Here is a 23,922-nt window from a genome sequence, read left to right on the forward strand (position 1 = left end):
CTGAAAAGTAGTTGTCACGGAAAGAAACACCGCACCGGATAAGCCGGTGGGAGCCTCAACGACGCGGTTCCCACCTACTCCATCCGGAGCTCAATCAAGGAGATCAACGATGACTGCAGCATTTGAGCCCACCCAGCAGACGCCCGAAGAGCAGGCCGCCGCCCTGGAGCTCGAGTGGGCCGCCAACCCCCGCTGGGAAGGTGTGACCCGGGACTACTCAGCTTCCGACGTCGTCCGCCTCCGCGGCCGCGTCTCCGAAGAGCACACCCTGGCCCGCCGGGGCTCGGAGAAGCTGTGGAAGCAGCTCACCGAGGAGCACAAGACCGGCGGCTACACCAACGCCCTGGGCGCCCTCACCGGCAACCAGGCCGTGCAGCAGGTCAAAGCCGGGCTGCGCGCCATCTACCTCTCCGGTTGGCAGGTTGCCGCCGACGCCAACAACTCCGGCCACACCTACCCGGACCAGTCCCTTTACCCGGCCAACTCGGTCCCCACCGTGGTCCGCCGCATCAACAACGCCCTGCTCCGGGCGGACCAGATCGAGTTCTCCGAAGGCATCCAGACCGTTGAGGACTGGCTGGTCCCGATCGTTGCCGACGCCGAGGCCGGCTTCGGCGGCCCGCTCAACGCCTACGAACTCATGAAGTCCATGATCCAGGCCGGCGCTTCAGGTGTTCACTGGGAGGACCAACTCGCCTCGGAGAAGAAGTGCGGCCACCTGGGCGGCAAGGTCCTCATCCCCACCCAGCAGCACGTCCGCACCCTGAACGCCGCCCGCCTGGCAGCAGACGTCGCCGGCACCCCCACCGTCGTCATCGCCCGCACCGACGCCGAGGCCGCCACCCTCATCACCTCCGACGTCGACGAGCGGGACCAGGAATTCATCACCGGCGAGCGCACCGCAGAGGGCTTCTACAAGGTCCGCAACGGCATCGAACCCTGCATCGCCCGCGCCAAGGCCTACGCACCCTACTCCGACCTCATCTGGATGGAGACCGGCACCCCGGACCTGGAACTGGCCCGCAAGTTCGCCGAATCCGTCAAGGCCGAGTTCCCGGACCAGATGCTCTCCTACAACTGCTCGCCGTCCTTCAACTGGCGCAAGCACCTGGACGACGACACCATCGCCAAGTTCCAGCGTGAACTCGGCGCCATGGGCTTCACCTTCCAGTTCATCACCCTGGCCGGCTTCCACGCCCTGAACTACTCGATGTTCGACCTCGCCCACGGCTACGCCCGCGAAGGCATGAGCGCCTACGTCGAGCTCCAGGAGAAGGAGTTCGCCTCCGAGTCCCGCGGCTACACTGCAACCAAGCACCAGCGCGAAGTCGGCACCGGCTACTTCGACAGCATCTCCACGGCGCTCAACCCCAACGCGTCCACCCTCGCCCTCGTGGGATCCACCGAAGAGGGCCAGTTCCACTAAAACCCAGCCTTTCCCGCTCGTTGCTCTATCACTTTTGGCCCCTAACAGGCCCCCTTGGCAACCAAAAGTGATAGAGCAACCGGGGTTACCAGGAGATTCCCATGAACAGCTTCACCGATAGCTTTACGATCAATGGCATAACCCTCACCGCGCAGCCGATCTGCCGGCAGGATGAGGTGCTTACGCCGGATGCCCTGTCCTTTATTGCCAAACTGCACCGCGCCACAGCGGAGCGCAGGCAGGAGCTGCTGCAGGCACGGCGTGCACGGCGGGCTGACATTGCTGCCGGCGCCGATCCGCGGTTCCTGCGGGAAACCGAGCACATCCGCAATGATGCCTCGTGGCGGGTGGCTCCCCCGGCACCCGGCCTGGAGGACCGCCGCGTGGAAATCACGGGCCCGGTGGACAAGAAGATGACCATCAACGCCCTGAACTCGGGCGCCAAGGTGTGGCTCGCGGACATGGAGGACTCCTCCACCCCAACGTGGCGGAACGTCATCAAGGGCCAGTTGAACCTCACCGATGCCCTGGAGCGCCGGATCGACTTCATCAGCGAAGAGGGCAAGGAATACAAGCTCCGCCCGGCCGGCGACCTGCCCACCATCGTGGTCCGGCCCCGCGGCTGGCACCTGCCGGAGAAGCACATGCTGATCGACGGCCAGCCGATCGCCGGCGGCATCGTGGACTTCGGCCTGTTCTTCTTCCACAACGCCCGCCGCCTGCTGGCACAGGGCAAGGGCCCGTACTTCTACCTGCCCAAGATCGAAAACCACCTCGAAGCCCGGCTGTGGAACGACATTTTCATCCTGGCCCAGGACCTGCTCGGCATCCCGCAGGGCACCATCCGTGCCACGGTGCTGATCGAGACCATCACCGCTGCGTTCGAGATGGAGGAGATCCTCTACGAACTGCGCGACCATGCCGCCGGCCTGAACGCCGGCCGCTGGGACTACATCTTCTCCATCATCAAGAACTTCCGCACCCGCGGCCCCCGCTTCGTGATGCCGGACCGCAGCCAGGTGACCATGACCGCCCCCTTCATGCGCGCCTACACCGAACAGCTGGTCCGCGCCTGCCACAAGCGCGGTGCCATGGCCATCGGCGGCATGGCAGCTGCTGTCCCCAACCGCAAGGACCCTGAAGCCAACGCCAACGCCCTTGAAAAGGTCCGCGCCGACAAGACCCGCGAGGCCAACGACGGCTTCGACGGCTCCTGGGTGGCCCACCCGGACCTCGTGCCCATCTGCCGGGAGGTGTTCGACGGTGTCCTCGGCGATCGCCCCAACCAGCTCGGCAAGCTCCGCGAGGACGTGACCCCTGACGACCGTGCCCTCATCGATATCGCCTCCCTGCACGGCACCATCACCGAACAGGGCATCCGGAACAACATCGAGGTGGGCATCCGCTACATCGAGTCCTGGCTGCGCGGCAACGGCGCGGTGGCCATCCACAACCTCATGGAGGACGCCGCCACCGCCGAAATCTCCCGCTCCCAACTGTGGCAGTGGATCTATGCCCGGGCCATCACCGACCACGGCGAGATCGTCAGCCACGAGTGGGTGGAGGAGCTCCTGGACGAGGAGTTCGCCCGGCTGGAACGCTTCGACGGCGACCGGTTCGAAGACGCCCGGGACATCTTCGAAGAGGTCACCCTGGCCACCGAGTTCCCGTCCTTCCTCACCCTCCCCGCCTACGCCCGCTACCTGACCGAAGCCCGCGAAAAGGCAACGGTCGAGGAGCTGGCTGCGGCCTAGCCAGGAATAACAACTTCCGTTTGCCGGGCCGGCATGCCCTTCGCAACAGGCCCCCCGAAATCCGGGGCGCCGGCCCGGCGACGGAGCACTACCCCAAACGCCCGCTCACTTTCCCCGGGGAAGTGAGCGGGCGTCGTCGTATTCACTGCCATAAGTGAGCGGGGGTTTGGAGGGAAGGTTCGACGGCGGCGCCTCGCCTCAGCGTCCCTTCGGCACCCGGCGCACGGACAGCGTGGTGCTGACGAAGAAGGTCAACACCGAAACCAGGATGACCAGCAACGCGGGGGTCCATGACTCCGCGTTGTCGTGCACGAAGCCCACCAGCGGCGGAGCCACCGCCCCGAGGCAGTAGCCCAGGCCCTGGACCGTGGCGGACATCCGCCCGGCGGAGGCCTGGTCGCGCGCCAGCTTGATGATGGCAATGAAGATCAACGTGATGCCGCCGCCCTGGGCGATGCCGCCGGAGGTGGACCACAGCCACCACAGCTGCGGTGCGAGAAGCAGCCCCACCGGAACGGGGAGCCACAGGGCACCCAGGGTGACCGCCACCGCCGTCGTACTCATGTACTTGGCTGCAAATGGCACGCCGAGCCCGCCCACGATGGCAAGGATCTGGAAGATGGAGGAGGCGGCCCCTGCTTCCGCGGCCGTCATCCCCAGCTCGTCGTGCAGGTAGCTGGGCAGCCACGCCGTGACGCCGTAGTAGGAGAACGCCTGGCCACCGAACCCGGCCGTGAGCCCAAATGTGATCCAGCCGGACCCACCCGAGCGGGCCCCGGGCGCATCCCCGCCATCCTCAGCCTCGGCCAAAAAAGCGGTCCGGGGCCCCACTGCCAGGACCCACACCACCACCGCGGCGACGGCCAGCACGGCGACGGCGGCCAAGGCCAACCGCCACCCTGTCACGGCCGCCAGCGGGGCCATGATGACCGAGGTCAGGAAGGACCCGATGTTCAGTGCGGCCGTGTAGATCCCCATGGCGGTTCCCTGCCGCCGCGGCGCAAAGTCCCGCCGGATGATCAAAGGAACAGCAATGTTGCCCACGGTGATGGCGACACCGAGCACCACCGTACCGGCCACCACCAGCACCGGTCCCCCGGCGGAGCGGATCAGCACGCCGGCCAGCACTCCCAGTATGGTCAGCGTGACAGCGAACTCGGCACCGAATTTCCTGGCCGCCAGTGAGGCCAACGGAGCAGCAAGCGAAAAACAAAGCACCGGGATGCTGGTCAGCAGCCCCAGCATGACCGGCGAAAAGTGCAGTTCCGCCTGCATGAGGTCAACCAGGGGTGCCACGGCAACGAAGGGGCCGCGGAGGTTCAGCGCAAGCAGGCCGATGCAGGCCAACAGGACCCAGCTCTTCGGGATGCGGGAGAGGACGCGGCCGCTCACAGGGGCAAAATCGGGAATGGGCGTGGATTCATCACTCCCATTGCTATCATGCCCGGCGTCGCCGGGGTTCTAGGCACCTTCCCCGGCCGGTGCTGCCATACGATGAACGTGACCCGAAGGACGCAGCACGCTGGGAAGGACCCCCCATGACGCACCGCCTGGCCATCCTCGACGACTACCAGGACGTGGCCCACGGCTTCGCCGACTTCGCCGCCTTGGAGGCGGAGGGGGTCACCGTGACGTCCTACCGTGAGCCTTTCGCTTCCCAGGACGCCATGGTCTCGGCGCTGGCCGACACCACCATGGTGATCGCCATGCGCGAGCGGACCGCGTTCCCGCGTGAGGTGTTTGAGAAGCTTCCGGGGCTTGAGTTGCTGGTCACCACCGGAATGGCGAACGCCGCCATCGACGTCGCAGCAGCGGCCGAGCACGGGGTGACGGTGTGCGGCACGCCCGGTTCACCCTCGGCAGCGCCGGAACTGACCTGGGCCCTGCTGCTGGCCATCGCCCGGCACCTTCCCGCTGAGGAGGCCTCCCTCCGGGCCGGTACATGGCAGTCGACGGTCGGCGTGGAGCTGGCCGGAAAGACCCTTGGCATCGTGGGGCTGGGCAAGATCGGACGGCGGGTTGCTGCCTACGGGCAGGCGTTCGGCATGGACGTGGTGGCGTGGAGCCAGAACCTCACTGCCGAAGCAGCCAAGGAGGCCGGGGCCCGGCTGGTGTCCAAGGAGGAGCTTTTCACTGTTGCCGATGTGGCCACCCTCCACCTAAGGCTCTCCCCACGCTCGGAGAACACGGTGGGCGAGGCGGAACTGCGGCTGCTGGGGCCTGAGGGCATCCTGGTGAACACCGCCCGCGGGCCGCTGGTGGACCAGGAAGCGCTGATCAAAGCGCTGAACGAGGGGTGGATCCGCGGCGCTGCCCTGGACGTCTTCGACCAGGAGCCGCTGCAGGCCGGGCACCCGCTCCTGGCTGCGCCCAACACCGTACTCTCCCCGCACCTGGGCTACGTCACCCAGGAAAGCTACCGGCAGTTCTACGGCGGCGCCCTTGAGGACATCACGGCCTGGCTGGCCGGCTCCCCCATCCGAACCGTCACCGCCTGACCCGGAAAGACAAGCATGACCCACACCATCCGCAGGGCAACAGCGGACGACGCCGGCGCGCTGGCTGCGCTGGCGGCCGTCACCTTTCCGCTGGCCTGCCCGCCGTCGTCGTCACCTGCCGATATTGCCTCCCACCTGGCCAACACCCTGAGCGAGGAACACTTCAAGGGGTACCTTGCCGACCCGGACACCACCATCCTGGTCATCGACACTGAAGGCCGGCTCAACGGCTACAGCCTGCTGGTGGACCGGCCCGCCACCGATCCCGACGTGGCCTCTGTCCTGACGCTGCTGCCGTCCGTGGAAGTCAGCAAGTGCTACGTCCACCCTGACTACCACGGCCTGGGCGCGGCCGCAGAACTCATGCACGCCAGCCTCCAGGCGGCGGCAGAATGCGGTGGCGCCGGAGCGTGGCTGGGCGTGAACAGCCAGAACGCCCGGGCCATCCGGTTCTATGAGAAGTCCGGTTTCCGCAAGGTGGGCACCAAGTCGTTCCGGCTGGGAGGCACCGTTGAACACGACTTCGTGCTGGAGCGCTCCCTGCCCTGAACCGGCAAGGCAAGCGGCTTCAGGCGCCGGACTGGTTGAGTCCGTGCCGCACCGAACTGCCGGAAAAACCGTTGGGTGGGTAGGCAAGTGGCGGCCGGGGCTCGGTCAGGAGCTTGAGTCCCGGCGGAAGCCCATCGATACTCCCCTTGGTTCCGGCAGCGCTGATGGTGACCCGGCTTGAGTCAAGCATGACGTTTTCCGCGCGGAACGCGCCCACCACCTCAGGCAGGATGGGTGAAAGATGCACCACGTCGCGGGTGAAGACGGGGTCGAACCGGAGCAGGATCCGGGCGAGCTGGATTGGCGCTGCTGCGGCCCAGGCCTGCGGGGAGCACGCCGTGGGGTAGGGCACCGGGCTGGCGAACTCACCGCGGTCGAAGCCACAGAACAGTTCCGGCAGCCGGCCGTCGAAGTGGGCAGCGGCGTCGAAGATGCCCAGGGCCACCCGCTTGGCCTCATCCACGAACCCGTAACGCATCAGGCCTGTGGCCACCAGTGCCGTATCGTGCGGCCACACTGAGCCGTTGTGGTAGCTGACCGGGTTGTAGGCGCCCATGTCCGAGGCCAGGGTGCGGATGCCCCAACCCGTGAACATCTGCGGAGACATCAGGTGCTCCATCACGGACACCGCTTTGTCCTGGTCCACGATGCCGGTCCACAGGCAATGGCCGATGTTGGAGGTCAGGGCGTCGACCGGCCGCTTGTCCTTGTCCAGCGCCACCGCATAGTAGCCCTTGTCCGGGAGCCAGAACTTCTTGTTGAACTCCTCCTTGAACGCCGCTGCCTTGTCGGCCCAGTGCAGTTCCAGGGCCGGGTCGCCGCTCCAATGGGCCAGAAGTGACCTGCCCAGGTAGGCGGAGTACACATAGGCCTGGACTTCGCACAGGGCGATCGGGGCTTCGGCGATGCTGCCGTCGGCGAAGTTGATGCCGTCCCAGGAGTCCTTCCAGCCCTGGTTGACCAGGCCGTGGTCGTTGGCGCGGAGGTATTCGACGAATCCATCACCGTCCCGGTCGCCGTACTTTTCGATCCATTCCAGCGCACGGTCAGCGTGGGCCAGCAGCGGCTGGATTTTGTCCCGGGACAACCCCCAGCGGCTCAGCTCACCGAGGACCGCAACGAAAAGCGGTGTCGCATCCGCCGTGCCGTAGTACGCCGTGCCGCCGAGGGAAAGGCCCGCCGTCACGCCCAGCCGAACCTCATGGGGAATGCGCCCGGGTTCTTCCTCCGAGTCCGGGTCCACCTTCTTCCCCTGGATTCCGGCCAGGGTCTGCAGGGTGCCCAGGGCAAGGTTGGGATTGACCATCAGGCTCATGTAGGAGGTCAGCAGCGAATCACGCCCGAACAGGGCCATGAACCATGGCGCACCGGCAGCAACCGCGGCCCGTTCCGGGTGATGGGCATCGAAAATGCGAAGGGCACCAAGATCGCTCTGGCTTCGGTTGAGCAGGTTCTGGAGGCTGGTGTCCTCAATGCTGATCCGCGGGATGTTCTCCTCCCAGGCCAGGTGCCGGCGCACACCCTCGCGGTGATGCGGCAGTTGTCCTTCCTTGAATGGCTCTTCCGGCGCTTCACCGTTCACCAGCGGCACCACAATGACACTGGTGGCCCATTTGCCCCGGGCCGGGACGGTCACCCGGAAGCGCAGCCCGTCCGTGCTGACCTCCGCGTCCCGGGCCCCGATGGCGGAGCCGCGCTGCTGGCCGTGGCGGCCGGCTTCGATGACAAGCCTGCCCTCGGACACGGTCCGGGTGGTGTCATCCGCTCCCGTGGTTCGTCCACCCTTCACGTCGAACAGGTCGGCCTGGTCGGCGTCGACCAGGAGTTCGATGTCGCATTCCACGGGCTCGGCGGCATAATTTTCCAGCGTGATGTCGTCCTGCAGGCCCGGACCAATGTGGCGGACCTGCCGGACCACCAGCGGGCTGTCGAACCTGCCACCGGGCCACTTTGCCCGGCCTACGAAGGTGGCCTGGAACGGCTGCGGACGCTGGGCGGAAAGCGGTTCGCGCAGTGAGCCGTTGATGCGCAGGACCCACCGCGACACGACGCGGGTGTCCTGGTAGAACGCACCGTTCGTGCCGGCGTCGGGACTGATGTCGCCACTGCCCGACGAGATGCAGAACGAAGAGCCCTCCAGGACCGTAACCGCACCCGAGTCAGATCCGGATGCTTCTATGTCTTCGTTCCAGGCGGTCATGGAAGGACTCCCTTCTGAAGGGGACGCTTCCCGGGGATCGGGAAAGCAGTTCTGCCCCTATCGATTCTGGTGCAACCGGGTACCGTGCGGAACCCCTGGCGGCATCCTCCCTTCGATCAGGTCGCTGTAGAGTTCCAGGTGCTCGGCAACCATCCGTTCCGCACTGAACCTGTCCTCCACGGATTTGCGGCAACCAGCCCTGTCCAGGGCTGCAGCAGCAGGAACGAAGCCGGCCAGTTCCTCTGTCTTTCCCAGGAATCCCGTGCGTCCGTGCTTGACGATCTCCGGGGCGGAGCCGATGTATGTCCCCACCACGGGCGTTCCGGTGGCCAAGGCTTCGATCATCACCAGGCCGAACGGCTCCGACCACCGGATGGGGTTCAGGAAGGCTGCCGCCTCCCCCATCAGCCGGTACTTGGTGGCGTCGTCCACCTCACCTACGAAGTCCTCGTTGGGACCCAGCATCGGTTCAATAACATCCCGGAAGTAGCGGATTTCTTCCGGCTCCCGCATTTTGACCGCGATCTTAAGGTGCATGCCGGCCTGCCGCGCGATGGTGATGGCCTCTACCAGGCCCTTGTCCGGGCACGACCGGCCCACGAAGCACAGGTAGCCACCGCTTCCCGATCCAACCGGTACGGCGGAAAGGTCCATTCCATGGTGGATCACGCGGGTCACGGGAACCGTGGGGGCATGTGATGCCTGGTCCCTGGAGATGGCTATGACCGCCCCGCTCCTGGCCACGGCACGGTAGATGTCCGCCGCCTGCTCGTGGATGGGCCCGTGGATGGTGGTTGCCAACGGAACCCCACCGGGCCGGTGCAGGTAGAGGGGACCCGCCAGCGTGTGGTCGTGGATGATGTCCACGCCCTTAAGCCCCTCGTAGGCCCTGACCACATGGCTGAGCTCGGAGAGCGTGGTCCCCAGTCCCCCATAGTCCGTGGGCCGCATCCCGGGCACCAGCTGCACCGGGCAGGTGCTGTCTGACGGTGCCGCCAAAAGCACCTCGTGCCCGGCGGCCGCGAAGCCCCTGGCCAGCGTGTCCACCACTCTCTCGGTTCCGCCGTACGTTGCCGGTGGAACCTGAATCCACGGCCCTGTGACAAGTCCAATCCGCATTCCTGGCTCCCAGGTTTGACAGGCCGGGCTCCCCAGCTGGCCGGGCAATACTTCACCGGGCGGATTTCCTGCGCCGCGGTGCTTTCCACTACGAAAGGGCCCGCTGCTTGACCTCTGCTCCGACTATTCCGCAGGATCGCCCGCGCCACAAGACCCGGTTGTGGGCCATCTCATACCAGGCCCAGGAATGGCGGTCGCAACGCACTGGTTGTGAAGGACATGAAGATTGAGATCTGGTCCGACGTCGCCTGCCCGTGGTGCTTCATTGGCAAGCGCCGGTTCGAGGCTGCCCTGGCTGCATTTCCGCACCGCGACGCCGTTGACGTGGTGTGGCGGAGCTACCAGCTGGATCCCACGCTTCCGGAACACTACGACGGCACGGAACTGGAGTACCTGAGCAGCCGCAAGGGCATGCCGGCCCAGCAGGTCTCGCAAATGTTCGAGCACGTGGCCCGGCAGGCAAAGGGCGAAGGCCTGGACTACCGGTTCGACAAAGTGGTGGTGGCCAACAGCTTCACCGCCCACCGCCTGATCCACCTGGCCGCGGCACACGGCGTACAGGATGCGGCGAAGGAACGCCTGCTCAGCGACCACTTCGAGCACGGCAAGGACATCGGCAGCCGGGAGTACCTGTCCGCCCTCGGCAAGGACCTGGGGCTGCCGGCGGCCGAGGTGGATGAGTTGTTCACCACGGACAAGTACTCGGACGAGGTACGGTTCGACTTCCAGGAAGCCCGGGGCCTGGGCATCAGCGGCGTCCCGTTCTTCGTGATCGACCGCAAGTTCGGGCTCTCCGGCGCCCAGCCCACGGAAACGTTCACGGCCGCCCTGAACCAAGCCTGGCAGGAAGCCAACCCGCTGGTCCTGGTCAACTCCACTGACGCCGAAGCCTGCGGTCCGGACGGTTGCGCGATCTAGCGCACTTTACTGACACATAGCGGTAAAGTGTCCGCATGCCCAGGATTTCAGCGGCCAGCAATGCCGAACAACGCGCGGAGACCCAGCGCCGCATCCTCACCGCTTTCGGCGAGCTCCTGTTCACCCACGGCCTTCCAGGGCTGACCATGACCGACGTGGCCCGCCACGCAGGCATTGGCAGGACAGCCGTTTACAACTACTTCGCCGATATCGAAGAGCTCCTGATCTCCTACGCCCTCGACGAAACCGAGAAGTTCCTCTCCGACCTGCGCGACGCACTGGAGCGCCTGGAGAACCCGGTGGAACGGCTGGCCCTGTACGTCCGCGCGCAGGTGGTTGACCTCAGCCGCCGCCACCTCCCGCCGGGACCTGCCATGGGGGCTGTGCTGTCGCCGTCGTCCTTTGCCAAACTTTCGGACCACGTGGGCGAGCTCAGCGTCCTGCTCCAGGGCATCCTGCGGGACGGCATGGAACAGGGCTACCTGCCCGTAGCCGATGTGGGCCAGCAGTCGCAGCTGATCCTGGGCACCCTGTCCTCCAGCGCGGCGAGGGGCAGCGACGAGCCCGCCGAGCTGGAGGCCCGGGTAGCCCGTACCGTGCGGTTCATTCAGCTGGGCGCCGGTGCAAGGTTCGACGCCGGGGGGCGGCCCATCAGGGTGGCGCAGCTTCCGGCGGTGGCCAGCTGACGGGCAGGTACCAGGCGCCTGGACAAAAGATCCGGGGCCGGGGGATCAGGCAGCAGGCGTAACGGGCAGCTTGTCAGGATCTGCTATGCGCCGGCTTTCCCGGGGGCAGCTGAGCTGGCCCGGCGTCTGGTCCACCAGTTCCGGCGGGACGAGGCCCTTGTAGTCCTGCGCCAGGATCACGTCAACGCTGGCGTCGGTCCTGCCGTCCTGGAAGTAGTCGGACCCTTGAAGATTGCGCTGCACCGTGAAGGCCGCCGCTTGTCCGGCCGCACCTGACACCACCGCAGCGACGCCCCGGTAGCCGGCGTTGATGTTCGACACGTTCCCCACCACGAACTTCCGTGCCAGGAACTCGTCCGCCACAGATCGGGCCAGCCCGGCCCGGCTGGTGGAGTTCAGGACGTTGAGGTTGATCTTGTCGTTGGGCGTGTAATCGAATTGCGAGGCGGGACAGGATGACACCGGCGTCGGGGCCGGTTCGGCGGCGGGAATTTTCAGCCGGCCATTGATGATGGCCATGGCAACAATGATGCCGGCGGCGATCAGGCCGATCAGCAGGACCAGCACCACTCCGTGCAGTACGCGGCGACGGACCCGGGCGGTCTCATCGGCGTCCTTGGCCGCCTCCATAGCGGCGCGCAGCTCGGGGCCGGAAACAACATGGTGGCCGTGAAGGACGCTGGGGTCCTTCGGCCGCTTCCTAGCCATCGAGCACCAGGACCCGGGCGTGGATTGCGGTGCGCTGGTGCAGGGCGGTGCGGACCGCGCGGTGCAGCCCGTCCTCCAGGTACAGGGTTCCCTGGTACTGCACCACGTGCGGGAAAAGGTCGCCGAAGAAGGTGGAATCCTCCGCCAGCAGGGCCTCCAGGTCCAGGGTGCGCTTGGTAGTCACCAGTTCGTCCAGCCGGACGGGCCGGGGCGGCAGGGAGGCCCACTGTTTAGGGGTGTTGAAACCATGGTCGGGGTAAGGGCGGCCCTCGCCCACAGCTTTGAATATCACCATGCCACAGTAGGCACCGCGCCGCGCCAGCGAAAGTAGCAGGGCTGGCGGGTGCCAGGTTGTAGCCAAACAGTGACAAACCGCCACGTCGCGGGCCCCGGCGGCCGCGCGGTGCACCACCGCCCGTACTGAGACAATGGAGCCATGACAGCAACCGAGTCCCCAGCCGTGCCCGCACCCGGAATCCGCCCGCAATCCGCACCGCCGCTGGCGCTCCTGCTGGATGTGGACGGGCCGGTGGCCAGCCCGGTGACCCGGGACGTTAAGGCGGACATCATCCTGGACCTCGTGGCCCTCGCCACGGCAGGGATCCCCGTCATCTTCAACACCGGCCGCTCCGACGCCTTCATCCGGGAACAGGTCATGGCACCGATGATCGCAGCCGGCATTCCGGCAGGCACCGTCATCCACGCCATCTGCGAAAAGGGTGCAGTCTGGTTCAGCTACACCTCCGCCGGGCCCGGACCCATCCACGTGGACCGGGAGCTGGCCGTGCCGGCAGCGTACGGCGACGATATCCGCCGGCTGGTGGCAGAGGACTATGCCGCGCACATGTTCTTTGACGAGACCAAGCGGGCCATGGTGTCCGTGGAGCAGCACATCGATGTGCCCAGCGCCGACTACCTGGCCGAGCAGAAGCTGTTCGACGCCGAGGCCATGGAGCTCATGGTGCGCCACGGCCTCGGCGTTGTCCGGCTGGACCACCACGTTCCCAATTCCGACGACGAGGTGGACTACCGCGTGGATCCCACCATCATTTCCACTGACATCGAGTCTGTGCGCCTGGGGAAGGACCTGGGCGCCAGCCGCGCCGTGGAACTCCTGGCGACCCAGGGCATCACGCCGCAGGCGTGGCGGACCGTGGGCGATTCGCGTACCGACTACGCCATGGCTGATTGGCTGCACCACAACGACCACCCCGTTAAGCACGTGGACGTGCGCCCTGCGGACGGCGTACCCAACAAGCCCTATCCGGTACTTACGGCGGAGGACCTGGGGCTGGAAGCCACAGTGATCCACGACGACGCCGGCGGGGCCTTCCTGCGCGCCTGGCGGGAGGCGCTGGACGCCTGAGCCGCTGCCGGACCGCCGTCGAACGTTCACCGGGGTGCCCCGACGGCGCTCCGAAACCTCCCGTTACTACTGCAGGACTATCATGCAGGTAAGAACGCCCACTTCCACCAGCACGGAGACAACCATTACAGAAGCACCGGTCCAGGACGAGGTCTACTACGGCGGCCAGGCGTCCGTGGAGGAACAATTTCATGCCGAGATTACGTCGGCAGCGGCGGAGCAGCGGCTCAGCCACCGGCCGGACGTCATCCGGCACAAGGGCCGCTATGCCCTGATCAATGACACCAGGACCCCTTACCAGGCCATGGTGGAAGACCTGCTGTTCCTGCGCAATGTCCTGGCCAACGCCGGCCTCTCCTACCTCCTGGTCCGGGGGAACAACGACCGTCCCGTGCTGGCCTTGGACTGGAAGGACCGGAAGAAGCTTCGCGCTGCCCTGGTTGAGGCCTGCCGGGACGAGCCCTTCTACTCCATGACCGTCGATGCCAAGAAGAAGACCTCCGTCCTGGTGGCGGACGGTGAACTCTCCCCCAACCGCCAGGGCCGCATCTTCCGCCTCTACCGTCCGCGCGTGGAGCCGGTGGGCGGGTTCGAGTTCGGCGCTTCCGCCGGCGTGCAGATTGAACTGTGGGCCTTTGAAGGCGAACAACTGATCCTTCCCATCGAGAACTCCCTGACCCGCAGGACGCTGTTGCGCCAGGACGCGGTCCGCGGGACCGTGGAGCGCTACGGGCACACCTGGCCCACCATCGAGAACATGTTCGCCGACCACGCCAGCGACATCAGCTTCGACATCGACATCGTGTTCTCCTGGGTGGACGGCAGCTCCCCCGAATACATCGCGGCCCGGCGCGCCCAGCAAAAGGGACATGTCCTGGGTGAAGGCGATGACCACGAGGCCCGCTTCCGGCAGATCAACGAGCTCAAATACGCGCTGCGCTCCGTGTACATGTTCGCGCCCTGGATCCGCCGCATCTTCATTGCCACGGACTCCCCCGCGCCGGCTTGGCTGGCCGACCACCCCTCCGTCACGATCGTCCGCAGCGAGGAGTTCTTCTCCGATCCCTCCGTGCTGCCCACACACAACTCACAGGCGGTGGAGTGCCAGCTGCACAACATCGAGGGGTTGTCCGAGCACTTCCTCTACTCCAATGACGACATGTTCTTTGGCCGCCCCGTGGGCCCGGACATGTTCTTCACCCCGGGCGGCATCACCAAGTTCATCGAGGCGGAAACCAGGATCGGCTTGGGCGAAAACGATGCCGAGCGCAGCGGATTCGAGAACGCCGCCCGCGTGAACCGCAAGCTGCTGTGGAACCGGTTCGGCCGGATCACCACCCGGCACCTGGAGCACACCGCCGCGCCCCTGCGTCGCAGCGTGGTAAGCCAGATGGAGGAAGAGTTCCCTGAGGAGTTCCGGAAGACGGCAGCCAGCCGCTTCCGTGCCGCGGACAACATCTCCGTGACCAACTCGTTCTACCACTACTACGCCCTGCTCACCGGCCGGGCGGTCACCCAGACAGCGGCCAAGGTGCGTTACGTGGACACCACCATGCGGTCCGGGCTGAAGTACCTGCCCAAGCTCCTGGGCAAGCGGAACATGGACTTTTTTTGCCTGAACGACGGCAGCTTCCCTGAAGTCAGCGCGGACGAGCGGGCCGAACTGGTGACCGACTTCCTTGAGCGGTACTTCCCCATCAAGGCACCCTGGGAAAAGTAGCCAGGCAAGACCAATGCCGGCCCCCAACGGGGACCGGCATTGGTCTTCAAGCGGTTCTAGCGCCTCGCGCTGATCCCGAGTTTGGAGCCGCCGAGCTGCTTGGTGGTTTCCGGGATCCGGACGCCCGCTGCTTCAAGACGCCGGGCCGTTTCCTCGGGTGACACGTACTCGCCTACGGTGGGCGAACTGCCCAGCGGAACCACCGAGTGCACGATGGTGTGCTCGTAGACGTGCACCAGGTTGAAAGCTTGGCCGCCGTCCTGCCCGCGGGTGCCTCCCACTGCAACATTGAGGTCCTGCGTGTAGCAGGACGCGGACGCGACCGACACGGGCACGCCGGCGAAGCTGGCCGTGGTGGAGTAGTGCAGGTGGCCGGCCAGGATGGTGCGGACGTCCGAGTTGCGCACCACGGCCGCCAGGGACGCCTGGTCCCGCAGTTCCACCAGCACCGAAAGATCCAGGACGGACGGGACCGGAGGGTGGTGGAGGGCCAGGATGGTACCGTCCGGCGCGGGGGTTTCCAGCTGCCGGGCAAGCCACTCCAGCTGGGCGGCACTCAGTTCGCCGTGGTGGAAACCCGGGACGGTGGTGTCCAGCGTGATGACACGCAGCCCGTTGATGAAGTAGCTGTGGTCCACCGGCTCGTCCGTGCCGGGTTGGTCGAGCAGGCCCTTGCGGAAATTGGCACGGTCGTCGTGGTTGCCCATGGCCCAAATGACCTGGGCGCCAAGCTCCTTGCAGGCGGGTTCGACAATGGCGCGCAGCTTCACGTAGGCCTGTGCGTCGCCCTTGTCGGCGAGGTCGCCGGTAAAGATCACTGCTTCCGGCCTGGCACCGGATGCTTTGACTTCGTCGAAGAGCTGGATAAGCCTGGCTTCGCTGTCGACGGTTCCGTAGAGGGGTTCTGGACCTCCCAACAGGTGGGGATCGCTCAGGTGGAGTAGGAAGTGGCGTGGCCGGGGATGTTCGGCCTCGATGTGCTCCATTGCTACCTCTATGGTCGGTGGGAAGCCGTTCTTCCCTTGTACCCTTCAGTAATATTTATCCAATCAGACATTTGGCAAACTTGGGGTAAATCTCCGTTGCTGATGTGGAAAAAGTTAAAAGAACTGCGGTTTTGCAGAAGAAATTCGAAACAACGCGCGCTTACCCGAGCGCCTGCTCAATCGCGTCCATCACTGCTGCTGAGTCCGGCTCCACGGTGGGACCGAACCGGGCCACCACATTTCCCTCGCGGTTGACCAGGAACTTCTCGAAGTTCCACTTCACCAGCCCCGGCAGCAGGCCGGTCCGGAACTTGGTGAGCTCGCCGTAGAGCAGGTGCTGGTTCCTGCCGCGGACATCGGTTTTGGCCGTGAGAGGGAACGTGACGCCAAAGTTCCGTTCACAGAAGTCCGCAATTTCGTCGTCGGTACCGGGTTCCTGCCCGGCGAACTGGTTGCACGGGACGCCCAGGACCTCGAACCCCCGGTCCCGGAACTTGCCGTAGAGGGCTTCGAGGCCTGCGTACTGGCGGGTGAATCCGCAGTTCGAGGCGACATTGACCACCAGGACTACTTTTCCTTCGAATTGTCCAAAATTCGTCCTGGTCCCGTCATTGAGGATCAGCGGGATCGGATACAGGGGCCGCGGTCTGCGCATCAGCGAAGGATTGTTCATATGGGGAGTTCGTTGCCGAAGCCCCCACGTACGGGTGCGGACTGGAGATTTCCTATGCTGGCGGCGTTGTCGGTACGGGGCCGGTCAACGACGGCGAAGGCGTGGGGGCTGGCGCAGGCAACACAGTCGTCGGTGCCGGGGCGGGCGCGGGAGCCGGAGCAGGCGCTACCGTCGTCGGCGCCGGGGCAGGTGCGGGAGCAGGTACTGGCTCCGGAGCGGGCGCGGGAGCCGGAGCAGGCGCTACCGTCGTCGGGGCGGGAGCCGGAGCAGGAGCCGGAGCAGGTGCAATTGGCGTTGGCGCAGGTTCGACCGGGGCCGGTGTAGGAGCCGGCGGGGCAGGAGCCGGGTCGACGGGCGCCGGTGAAGTGGGCGACGGCGCCGGATCACTGGGCGTGGGAGTCGGGCTGACCGGCTCTGTGGGGGTCGGCTGGGTCGGCGAAGGCGACGGCGCCGGATCAGTGGGCGTTGGAGTCGGGCTCACCGGCTCTGTTGGGGTCGGCGCGGTCGGCGAAGTGGGCGACGGCGTCGGCCCAGTTGGCGAAGGCGACGGGCTCGGCGAAGTGGGTGCCGGCGACGGCTCTGTCGGGGAAGGCGACGGACTCGGAGAAGTGGGCGACGGCGTCGGGCTTGGCTGGGCAGCCGGCGGTCCGCTGGGTGCCGGGCCGGACGAAGGCGGCACGGCACCTCCGGAAGGTTCGGGCGGTGGCGGTGCCGACGTCGTCGTTTGCGTGCTGGGAGGTGGGAGCACAATGCCCGTCGCTTCGGACGGCACCGGGTTTGGAGCAGGTGGCAGGAGCGGCGGGAAGGGCGACGGGAGCAGCCCGGCCGCCGGCGACCCATCGCCGGGGTCCACCTGGAGGGGAATGGTCCAGCTGATCATGCCCGCGGAAGTCCCCTGCCCCGGCGCGTACGAAACCATGTCGGCCGGAACCTGGCCCAGCGCGCGAAGCTGGAGGAAGCTCCACCGGAGGGGGTTGGTGTAGCGGCCGTTGAGGATGGCCTCGAAATGCAGGTGGCAGCCCGTGGACCACCCGGTGGTGCCCACACGGGCGATGACCTGGCCAACCTTCACCTTGTCGCCGGTATGCACGCCGATGGACTCAAGGTGGTTGTAGGTGGTGATGAGCCCGTCGCCGTGGTCGATCTCTATCCGGTTGCCGCCGCCCCACGGATGCCAGCCGGCGGCCCGCACAACACCCGAATCAGCTGCATAGACGGGTGTGCCGCAGCCTGCCGCATAGTCCTGGCCCAAATGGAAGTCTCCCGCTGTCCCGCTGAGCGGGCTGACCCGGAAACCGAAAGGCGAACTCGGATCGAGGAACTGGAGCGGTGACATCAGGAAACCGGCCAACGGCCTGGCCGCCCCTGCCGGTCCCAAGGTCAAGGGGCCCGGACCCACTTGCGCCGCGCCACCGATGGAGGTGTGCGGGAACGCCAGCGTGACCTGCGGGCTGGACAAGACGGCGGGCGGTAACGCGCCGGCCACAACGTGGTCTGATGCAGGCGGAGCTGGTTGCCCTTGGGGCATTTCGCCCGGGTCTGTACCCGGAGTTTCGAACCGGACGGCAGCACCCGGAGTTACCCCGGACGGGGAAACGGATCCTGCCAGTTGTCCTGGTTCTGCTGAACCGGCGGAAAGATTAACAGCGTAAACAGACGCGGCCAGCACACCTGCAGCGGCGGCGGCGCGGGCAACGGGGGAAAACGTACGCTGGTCCGGCTTCCTGCTTCCGGGTACGGATTTCTTAGCCAATTGACTGACTCCACGACGTGGCCTGCCGCACGTTGTCTCGACGGTACGTCCCATGGGACCACAGGACCGCACGGGTGGAAACCCCGCGTACGGGCAATGCGGGTTTTTTATCGGGCGTTAGGGGGTGCGGGTGGTGGGCTGGAGCCGGCGGCCCTGCTCTCCCGGACGGAATAGGCAACAATGGTTCATGCGCAATGTCCTTCGAACATGGCAGGACGAGGTCAAGAAGACCTTCTCAGGCAAGGCCGACGCTCCACCGGAGTGGTCGCTGCGCCTGGCGGAAGGCGACGACGCGGGCTACCACCTGCCCGGTTCAGCGGTCTGGGCTGTCCATGGCTCCATGACGCCCGTTGTGGGAGGAATCCGCACGCTGCTCATGCAGTCGCTGCATCCGGGCGCCCTGGCGGGCGTTCACGAGCACTCCAACTTCCGCGAGGACCCCCTGCGCCGGCTGGCCAACACCATCCGCTGGATCTTCACGGTGACGTATGGATCCACGGCTGCGGCGGAGGAGGCAACACGGCGTGTCCGCCACCTGCATGGGCCCGTCCAGGGCAGCTACCAGGACAACGACGGCGGCCAGCGCACCTACAGTGCCAACGATCCGGCACTCGCCAGCTGGATCCACAACGCCTTCACGGACGGCTTCCTCGCAGCGCACAAGATCTGGGGTGGCCCCATTCCGGGCGGCGCCGACGCCTACGTCCGGGAGTGGGCCCAGGCGGGGCGGCTGATGGGGGTGGAGAACCCGCCGACGACGGAGGCGGAGATGCGGAGCCAGCTGGAACGGTGGTACGCGCAGGGCCAGCTGAGGGCAGACGGGCGGGTGAAAGAGACCGTGGAGTTCATCCGCAAGGCTCCGCTGCATCCCCTGCTCAGGCCCGGCTACCGGATCCTGTTTGCCGGCGCCGTGTACGGCCTGGAACCCCGGTACCGCGAGATGTTGGGGCTTTCCGTGCCACGGCTGGGCCCCTTTCCCCTTCCGGTGCGGCTGGCCACGAAGGTTGTGCTCGGCGTCGTACACCTCGCCCTGGGCGGCATCGGCCGGCGCATGGGTCCGAGCGAAATCGCCGCGAGGCAGCGCCTGAAGCGGCTCGGGGAGCCTTCGGCAAACCTGGCCTGAGCAATCATCTGCCGGCACGGCGGGCAACACGAAAGCCGGCGGCAACAGTGCCGGCGGCGGCGGAAAAGCAAGAACCCGGCCCCAGCGTTGCTGGGACCGGGTTCTCAACCGGCGGAGAATGGGGGATTTGAACCCCCGAGGGCGTTAACCCAACACGCGTTCCAGGCGTGCGCCATAGGCCGCTAGGCGAATTCTCCATCTGCTTCTGAATCAAAAGCAGGTACTAGATTACCTGAACTTTTCCGCATCGCCCAATTGGCCCTTACGGAGCAGGTTTGGGGCGTCAGCGTCCGGGCATCACGGAGGCCTCTATTGGGGAGTCTTTAATCTGAAAATGGACGCCCCCAATGCGCCCATTCCCTGGTGCACCGTTGAGCTGCCGGGTCCGGCCCGCCCAACCAGGCCACGCAGCTCACAACCTTGAGATTGCCCCAATCGGTGTACGTTTCCATGATCGCGGCTGGGGCGGAGATAAGCAATGGAATCCGTGATGTGCCGCCCCCGGAGCATCGGGCAGGATGGGTTCATGGCCGAGCTGCACGCACTGGTGGTTTATGTTCCCACGTCCCACACCCGGAAGGTTCTCGATGCCATCGGCGACGCTGGAGCCGGGCGTCTGGGCAATTACTCCCACTGCTCTTTTGTCACCCCGGGGACCGGGAGGTTCACACCGCAGGAGGGCGCCCGCCCCTTCCTTGGGCGGCCAGGCACCCCTGAAGCAGCTGCCGAGGAACGCATTGAGTGCGTGGTGGAAGAACATGTACTGGCCGCCGTCGTGGCCGCCTTGCGGGCCGCGCACCCTTACGAGGAACCCGCCTTCATGACCTGGCGCGTGGATGGCTGGCGATGACGGGAGCCCGATTCGAGTCGGGCCACATGTTCGGGTAAAGTATCTGACGGCCCCTCATGTGGCGTCATCCTGTTGAACTCCCCCAGGACCGGAAGGTAGCAAGGGTAGACGGGCTCTGGCGGGTGCATGGGGGGTCTTTACTATTCCCCCACAGGGCGGCATGATGTCAGCCCGGATTGGTAGGGTTTTCTCTGTGACAGTTACTACCGCCCTGTACCGCAGATACCGTCCCGACTCGTTCGCTGACGTTATCGGGCAGGAGCACGTCACCGAGCCGCTGATGACGGCTTTGCGGAAGAACCGGGTCAATCACGCCTACCTTTTTTCCGGCCCCAGGGGCTGCGGAAAGACCACGTCCGCCCGCATCCTGGCCCGTTGCCTCAACTGTGCCCAGGGTCCCACCGACACCCCCTGCGGAACCTGCCCCAGCTGTGTGGAACTGGCGCGGGGCGGCTCGGGATCCCTCGACGTCATCGAGATTGACGCCGCGAGCCACGGCGGCGTCGACGACGCACGCGACCTCCGCGAGCGGGCCACCTTCGCCCCCGTGCGCGACCGCTACAAAATCTTCATCATCGACGAAGCCCACATGGTCACCTCCGCGGGTTTCAACGCCCTGCTGAAGATCGTGGAAGAGCCGCCGGAACACATCAAGTTCATCTTCGCCACCACGGAGCCGGACAAGGTCATCGGAACCATCCGTTCCCGGACCCACCACTACCCGTTCCGGCTGGTGCCGCCGGAACCGCTGATGGCCTACCTTGAGCTCCTGTGCCGCCAGGAAAACGTCCCCGTTGCCCCGGGCGTGCTGTCACTGGTCATCCGGGCCGGTGGTGGTTCCGTCCGTGACTCGCTCTCCGTCCTGGACCAGCTCATGGCCGGTGCCGGCCCCAACGGCCTCGACTATGAACTCGCCGTCGCACTGCTGGGCTACACCCACGCCTCACTGCTGGACGACGTCGTGGAGGCCATCGCCGCCTCCGACTCCGCCACCGTCTTCCGCGCCGTGGACCGCGTCATCCAGACCGGCCACGATCCGCGCCGGTTCGTGGAGGACCTGCTGGAGCGCTTCCGCGACCTGATCATCGTCCAGGCCATGCCCGAAAGCGCCCACGCCATCCTCCGGGGGATGCCGGCCGACCAGATCGCGCGGCTGCAGAACCAGGCCCACAACCTGGGTGCTGCGGAACTTTCCCGCGCGGCGGATGTCACCAATACTGCGCTGACCGAAATGACCGGTGCCACGTCCCCGCGGCTGCACCTGGAACTGCTGTGCGCCCGGGTCCTCCTGCCCAGCTCCGAGCAGAACGAGCGCGGCATGGCTGCCCGAATCGACCGGGTGGAGCGGCGGCTGAACTACGCGGGGAACGACGTCGGAGCTCCCGCCGCCTCAGCGCCGGCAGCCATTTCAGCTCAGGCAGGGCCAGCAGCGGCAACGCCAACAGCCCAGGCAACAGCCGCCACTGAAACTCCTGGTGCAGCTTCCGGCGAGTCGTCTGCCGGACTTGGCCCTGCCCGGGAACAGGCGAGCCCTGAAGCGAGCCGCATGCCGGAGCAGGCCAGCCCCGCGTCGCAGCCAGCCCCAGAGGCATCCACTCCATCCGCGCCCGGTGCGTCGGCCGCACCCTCGTCCGGCAGCAAGGACTCTCCTGCCACCGAGGCACCCCGGAGCCCGCTTACACCGCCACGGGTCAGCACCAGCGACTGGCCAGTTGAGGAAGCCGCCCGGCCCCGTGCACAGCACGGCCCGGAGACTGCGGGTGCAAACCGGACGGCAGCACAGGCGAACGCGGGGCCGCATCCCGGCACAGCGCCGGAGCCACAGGAACACCGGCAGGCACCCGCGCCGCAGCAGGGGGCACCCGGAAGGCCAGCACCCGCCGGTCCCCCGGCCATGGGTGATGTGGAGGTCCTCCGCAGGGCGTGGCCGGACGTCCTGAAGGCACTGTCCAAGATCAAGCGCAGCACCTGGGCGCTTGTTGAGCCCAATGCCCAGGTAAGCGCGTTCGATGGCAGCGTCCTTACCCTGTCCTTCACCACGTCCGGACTTGCAGGCGCCTTCGGCCGCGCGGACCACTCTGACAACCTGCGCCAGGCCATCCACAGGACCGTTGGCCTTGACTGCCAGATCAACGCCGTTGCCGGTGGCGCCAGCCAGGCGAGCTCTGAGCCAAACCCAAAAGTGCCCGCCAGCCCGGTGGTTCCGGCCACTTCAGCTGACGTTGCCTGGGGTCTGGCTCCTGCGCCGGCCCAACCAGCTTCCCCGGCACAGGGCCCTGCCTCACCGCTCCATCAGGCACCGCCCACTCCCACCACGCCCGGGACCACCCCTGGAACTCCGGCCACCCCGGCAGCCCAGTCAGGCGGAAGTCCTGATGGTCCCTCCGCTGCCGGTACCAACCCAAGTGGCGGAACTTCCGGGAGCACTGCTGTTGCCGGCCGCCAGGCCATGGCCGCACCGGAGGGTAGGCCTGCTGCCGCCACCACCGCTGAAACACGTCCCGCACAGGATGCGAGCGGCCGCGCCCAGCAGGACCCCGAGCCCGTACAGACGGCGGCCGGGAGCCCCGGAACCCCTCATAGCGCCTCCGGCCCTGCCGCCGGCCAGTCCCCCTACCCGTCAACCGGCGGCGACTATTCCTACTCGGATGACGACTGGGGCCCGCCCCGGGACGAGGACGCTCCCCCGCTGGACGAGGAACCCCCTATGGACTGGGAACCTTCGGGAGGTCCCGGCAACCACGGTGCCTCATCCTCCCCCGCACCTGGCGGCCGCCTGCCTGGCACCAGCCATGGGGAGGCCGGGACAAGTTCCCACGGAAGTTCGGCCGTTGCTCCGCGGGCAGACAGTGCCGCCCATCAACCTGCCCCATCCTCCGCCCAGCCTGCAGGCGCGCCCCACGATCCATGGACACGGGCGGTTGAGCAGGCCCCTGGAGTCTGGGTTGTGGGAGACAAGAGCAATGTGGGTGTCAAACCCGTAGCCGCCTCCGGCAGCGACAACATGGGAGCGCAGGCCACCGTTCCGCACTATGCGCCGGCAACAGCCCAGGTACCGCCGTCCATTCCCGTGGCTCCGGTGCCTGCTGCCGGTGCGCCAGGGCACGGCTGGGATCCGGCGTCAATTTCCGGCAACGGTCATGCGGCCTCCGCCACCGAAAGCTACCAGGCGTCGTCACCGCAGCCCGCCCCGGTACCCGAATACGCCATGGCCTCCGCCGCGCCCGCCACGGGTGCGCCCGCTGCATCAGCCCTCGCCCAGGCGCCTGCAGCTACACCTGCCACGGTTGCCCCCGCTGCCCCGGCCAGCGCGCAGCCCTCTGCAGATGCTCCGGTGGCCGGAAGAACCGAAACACGGCAAAGCCTGTACCAGCGGCTTTCAAGCAGTCCGGAAGCTGAGGCCGGCCGGGCCAAGGCGCCTGCCAGGGCTGCTGCCGCTCCCAGCACCTATGTCCAGGACATACCAAGCGCCGATGATGAGACCATCGAGGAATCGGGCGTGTTCGGCCGGGCGGCCGTGGAACGAATCCTGGGTGGCAAGCTGATCGAGGAACGGTCACTGGACGGCAGCCCGGTCACCCCACGCTATTGAC

At 66.6% G+C, this 23,922-nt stretch carries 19 protein-coding genes, 1 tRNA gene, 1 other RNA gene and 1 pseudogene; 13 read left to right on the plus strand and 9 right to left on the minus strand.

The features are described from left to right. The first annotated feature begins 109 nt into the window (after window positions 1-109). Window positions 110-1,426: an isocitrate lyase gene (gene aceA, locus FBY30_RS03470; RefSeq protein ID WP_142131253.1), complete on the plus strand. Its 1,317-nt coding sequence runs from the start codon at window positions 110-112 to the stop codon at window positions 1,424-1,426. Between the two features lie 101 nt (window positions 1,427-1,527). Next, a complete protein-coding gene (gene aceB, locus FBY30_RS03475) occupies window positions 1,528-3,180 on the plus strand; it encodes a malate synthase A (RefSeq protein WP_142131254.1) in 1,653 nt (550 codons plus the stop codon). A gap of 198 nt (window positions 3,181-3,378) precedes the next feature. Here the strand turns inward: aceB and FBY30_RS03480 are convergent, their stop codons facing one another. Then, a complete protein-coding gene (locus FBY30_RS03480) occupies window positions 3,379-4,572 on the minus strand; it encodes an MFS transporter (RefSeq protein WP_142131255.1) in 1,194 nt (397 codons plus the stop codon). A gap of 146 nt (window positions 4,573-4,718) precedes the next feature. On the opposite strand from FBY30_RS03480, the gene FBY30_RS03485 reads away from it, so the two are divergent. Next, complete coding sequence (locus FBY30_RS03485; RefSeq protein ID WP_142131256.1) at window positions 4,719-5,678, plus strand: D-2-hydroxyacid dehydrogenase family protein; 960 nt, start codon at window positions 4,719-4,721, stop codon at window positions 5,676-5,678. A gap of 15 nt (window positions 5,679-5,693) precedes the next feature. Continuing rightward, entirely contained in the window at window positions 5,694-6,227 is a 534-nt protein-coding gene (locus FBY30_RS03490) for a GNAT family N-acetyltransferase (RefSeq protein WP_142131257.1), read from the plus strand. Window positions 6,228-6,246: 19 nt separating this feature from the next. On the opposite strand, the gene FBY30_RS03495 is transcribed toward FBY30_RS03490, so the two are convergent. Together FBY30_RS03495 and FBY30_RS03500 are read right to left on the minus strand one after the other, a co-directional pair. Further along, on the minus strand, window positions 6,247-8,427 hold the full coding sequence (locus FBY30_RS03495) for an amylo-alpha-1,6-glucosidase (protein WP_142131258.1): 2,181 nt from the start codon (window positions 8,425-8,427) through the stop codon (window positions 6,247-6,249). A gap of 57 nt (window positions 8,428-8,484) precedes the next feature. Beyond that, window positions 8,485-9,546, minus strand: a complete 1,062-nt coding sequence (locus FBY30_RS03500; protein WP_142131259.1) for a glycosyltransferase family 4 protein — start codon at window positions 9,544-9,546, stop codon at window positions 8,485-8,487. Between the two features lie 219 nt (window positions 9,547-9,765). Here FBY30_RS03500 and FBY30_RS03505 point away from each other — a divergent pair, with 219 nt between their 5' ends. Both FBY30_RS03505 and FBY30_RS03510 read left to right on the plus strand, forming a co-directional pair. Then, window positions 9,766-10,464 carry a DsbA family oxidoreductase gene (locus FBY30_RS03505; RefSeq protein WP_142131260.1) on the plus strand — a complete coding sequence of 233 codons (699 nt, stop codon included), beginning with the start codon at window positions 9,766-9,768 and terminating at the stop codon, window positions 10,462-10,464. A 35-nt stretch (window positions 10,465-10,499) separates the two neighbouring features. Beyond that, complete coding sequence (locus FBY30_RS03510) at window positions 10,500-11,150, plus strand: TetR/AcrR family transcriptional regulator (protein WP_142131261.1); 651 nt, start codon at window positions 10,500-10,502, stop codon at window positions 11,148-11,150. Between the two features lie 45 nt (window positions 11,151-11,195). On the opposite strand, the gene FBY30_RS03515 is transcribed toward FBY30_RS03510, so the two are convergent. Further along, complete coding sequence (locus FBY30_RS03515) at window positions 11,196-11,858, minus strand: LytR C-terminal domain-containing protein (RefSeq protein ID WP_142131262.1); 663 nt, start codon at window positions 11,856-11,858, stop codon at window positions 11,196-11,198. Beyond that, the gene (locus FBY30_RS03520; RefSeq protein ID WP_200830628.1) at window positions 11,851-12,150 is read right to left on the minus strand and encodes a type II toxin-antitoxin system VapB family antitoxin; all 300 of its coding nucleotides are present in this window, start codon (window positions 12,148-12,150) and stop codon (window positions 11,851-11,853) included. The genes FBY30_RS03515 and FBY30_RS03520 overlap by 8 nt, the downstream gene beginning before the upstream one ends. Window positions 12,151-12,294: 144 nt before the next feature. On the opposite strand from FBY30_RS03520, the gene FBY30_RS03525 reads away from it, so the two are divergent. Both FBY30_RS03525 and FBY30_RS03530 read left to right on the plus strand, forming a co-directional pair. Beyond that, the gene (locus tag FBY30_RS03525; protein ID WP_142131264.1) at window positions 12,295-13,224 is read left to right on the plus strand and encodes a hypothetical protein; all 930 of its coding nucleotides are present in this window, start codon (window positions 12,295-12,297) and stop codon (window positions 13,222-13,224) included. Between the two features lie 82 nt (window positions 13,225-13,306). Continuing rightward, complete coding sequence (locus tag FBY30_RS03530) at window positions 13,307-14,944, plus strand: stealth family protein (RefSeq protein ID WP_142131265.1); 1,638 nt, start codon at window positions 13,307-13,309, stop codon at window positions 14,942-14,944. Between the two features lie 56 nt (window positions 14,945-15,000). Here FBY30_RS03530 and FBY30_RS03535 read toward each other — a convergent pair whose 3' ends face one another. Further along, window positions 15,001-15,930: a phosphodiesterase gene (locus FBY30_RS03535; RefSeq protein ID WP_142131266.1), complete on the minus strand. Its 930-nt coding sequence runs from the start codon at window positions 15,928-15,930 to the stop codon at window positions 15,001-15,003. A gap of 160 nt (window positions 15,931-16,090) precedes the next feature. Next, complete coding sequence (locus FBY30_RS03540) at window positions 16,091-16,585, minus strand: glutathione peroxidase (protein WP_142131267.1); 495 nt, start codon at window positions 16,583-16,585, stop codon at window positions 16,091-16,093. A 119-nt stretch (window positions 16,586-16,704) separates the two neighbouring features. Between FBY30_RS03540 and FBY30_RS20930 the strand changes: the two genes are divergently transcribed. Further along, on the plus strand, window positions 16,705-17,586 hold the full coding sequence (locus tag FBY30_RS20930) for a hypothetical protein (RefSeq protein WP_235009581.1): 882 nt from the start codon (window positions 16,705-16,707) through the stop codon (window positions 17,584-17,586). 47 nt (window positions 17,587-17,633) lie between these two features. On the opposite strand, the pseudogene FBY30_RS21165 reads toward FBY30_RS20930, so the two are convergent. Next, a pseudogene (locus FBY30_RS21165) lies at window positions 17,634-18,410 on the minus strand (M23 family metallopeptidase); the annotation flags it as partial. Window positions 18,411-18,543: 133 nt separating this feature from the next. Between FBY30_RS21165 and FBY30_RS03550 the strand changes: the two are divergent. Beyond that, a complete protein-coding gene (locus tag FBY30_RS03550) occupies window positions 18,544-19,479 on the plus strand; it encodes an oxygenase MpaB family protein (protein ID WP_142131269.1) in 936 nt (311 codons plus the stop codon). Between the two features lie 112 nt (window positions 19,480-19,591). Here the strand turns inward: FBY30_RS03550 and FBY30_RS03555 are convergent. Beyond that, window positions 19,592-19,676: transfer RNA gene (locus tag FBY30_RS03555), tRNA-Ser, on the minus strand. A gap of 329 nt (window positions 19,677-20,005) precedes the next feature. Between FBY30_RS03555 and FBY30_RS03560 the strand changes: the two genes are divergently transcribed. The 3 genes from FBY30_RS03560 (at window position 20,006) to FBY30_RS03570 (ending at window position 23,921) form a co-directional block, all read left to right on the plus strand. Beyond that, window positions 20,006-20,329, plus strand: a complete 324-nt coding sequence (locus FBY30_RS03560) for a hypothetical protein (protein ID WP_142131270.1) — start codon at window positions 20,006-20,008, stop codon at window positions 20,327-20,329. 45 nt (window positions 20,330-20,374) lie between these two features. Then, an RNA gene (ffs, locus tag FBY30_RS03565) (signal recognition particle sRNA small type) lies at window positions 20,375-20,471 on the plus strand. A 21-nt stretch (window positions 20,472-20,492) separates the two neighbouring features. Continuing rightward, entirely contained in the window at window positions 20,493-23,921 is a 3,429-nt protein-coding gene (locus FBY30_RS03570) for a DNA polymerase III subunit gamma and tau (protein ID WP_142131271.1), read from the plus strand. The last annotated feature ends 1 nt before the right edge of the window (window position 23,922 follow it).

Origin of the sequence: Arthrobacter sp. SLBN-83 (assembly GCF_006715285.1) — a bacterium.
Lineage (GTDB): Bacteria > Actinomycetota > Actinomycetes > Actinomycetales > Micrococcaceae > Arthrobacter.

Excerpts from the sequence above, each read along its gene's own strand:
- FBY30_RS03490 (WP_142131257.1), top strand. The coding sequence starts at position 5,694 with ATGACCCACACCATCCGCAGGGCAACAGCGGACGACGCCGGCGCGCTG.
- FBY30_RS03500 (WP_142131259.1), bottom strand. The coding sequence starts at position 9,546 with ATGCGGATTGGACTTGTCACAGGGCCGTGGATTCAGGTTCCACCGGCA.
- FBY30_RS03550 (WP_142131269.1), top strand. The coding sequence starts at position 18,544 with ATGCGCAATGTCCTTCGAACATGGCAGGACGAGGTCAAGAAGACCTTC.
- FBY30_RS03540 (WP_142131267.1), bottom strand. The coding sequence starts at position 16,585 with ATGCGCAGACCGCGGCCCCTGTATCCGATCCCGCTGATCCTCAATGAC.
- FBY30_RS03570 (WP_142131271.1), top strand. The coding sequence starts at position 20,493 with ATGTCAGCCCGGATTGGTAGGGTTTTCTCTGTGACAGTTACTACCGCC.
- FBY30_RS03560 (WP_142131270.1), top strand. The coding sequence starts at position 20,006 with ATGGCCGAGCTGCACGCACTGGTGGTTTATGTTCCCACGTCCCACACC.
- FBY30_RS03525 (WP_142131264.1), top strand. The coding sequence starts at position 12,295 with ATGACAGCAACCGAGTCCCCAGCCGTGCCCGCACCCGGAATCCGCCCG.
- aceA (WP_142131253.1), top strand. The coding sequence starts at position 110 with ATGACTGCAGCATTTGAGCCCACCCAGCAGACGCCCGAAGAGCAGGCC.
- FBY30_RS03510 (WP_142131261.1), top strand. The coding sequence starts at position 10,500 with ATGCCCAGGATTTCAGCGGCCAGCAATGCCGAACAACGCGCGGAGACC.
- aceB (WP_142131254.1), top strand. The coding sequence starts at position 1,528 with ATGAACAGCTTCACCGATAGCTTTACGATCAATGGCATAACCCTCACC.
- FBY30_RS03485 (WP_142131256.1), top strand. The coding sequence starts at position 4,719 with ATGACGCACCGCCTGGCCATCCTCGACGACTACCAGGACGTGGCCCAC.
- FBY30_RS03505 (WP_142131260.1), top strand. The coding sequence starts at position 9,766 with ATGAAGATTGAGATCTGGTCCGACGTCGCCTGCCCGTGGTGCTTCATT.
- FBY30_RS03535 (WP_142131266.1), bottom strand. The coding sequence starts at position 15,930 with ATGGAGCACATCGAGGCCGAACATCCCCGGCCACGCCACTTCCTACTC.
- FBY30_RS03515 (WP_142131262.1), bottom strand. The coding sequence starts at position 11,858 with ATGGCTAGGAAGCGGCCGAAGGACCCCAGCGTCCTTCACGGCCACCAT.
- FBY30_RS03495 (WP_142131258.1), bottom strand. The coding sequence starts at position 8,427 with ATGACCGCCTGGAACGAAGACATAGAAGCATCCGGATCTGACTCGGGT.
- FBY30_RS03530 (WP_142131265.1), top strand. The coding sequence starts at position 13,307 with ATGCAGGTAAGAACGCCCACTTCCACCAGCACGGAGACAACCATTACA.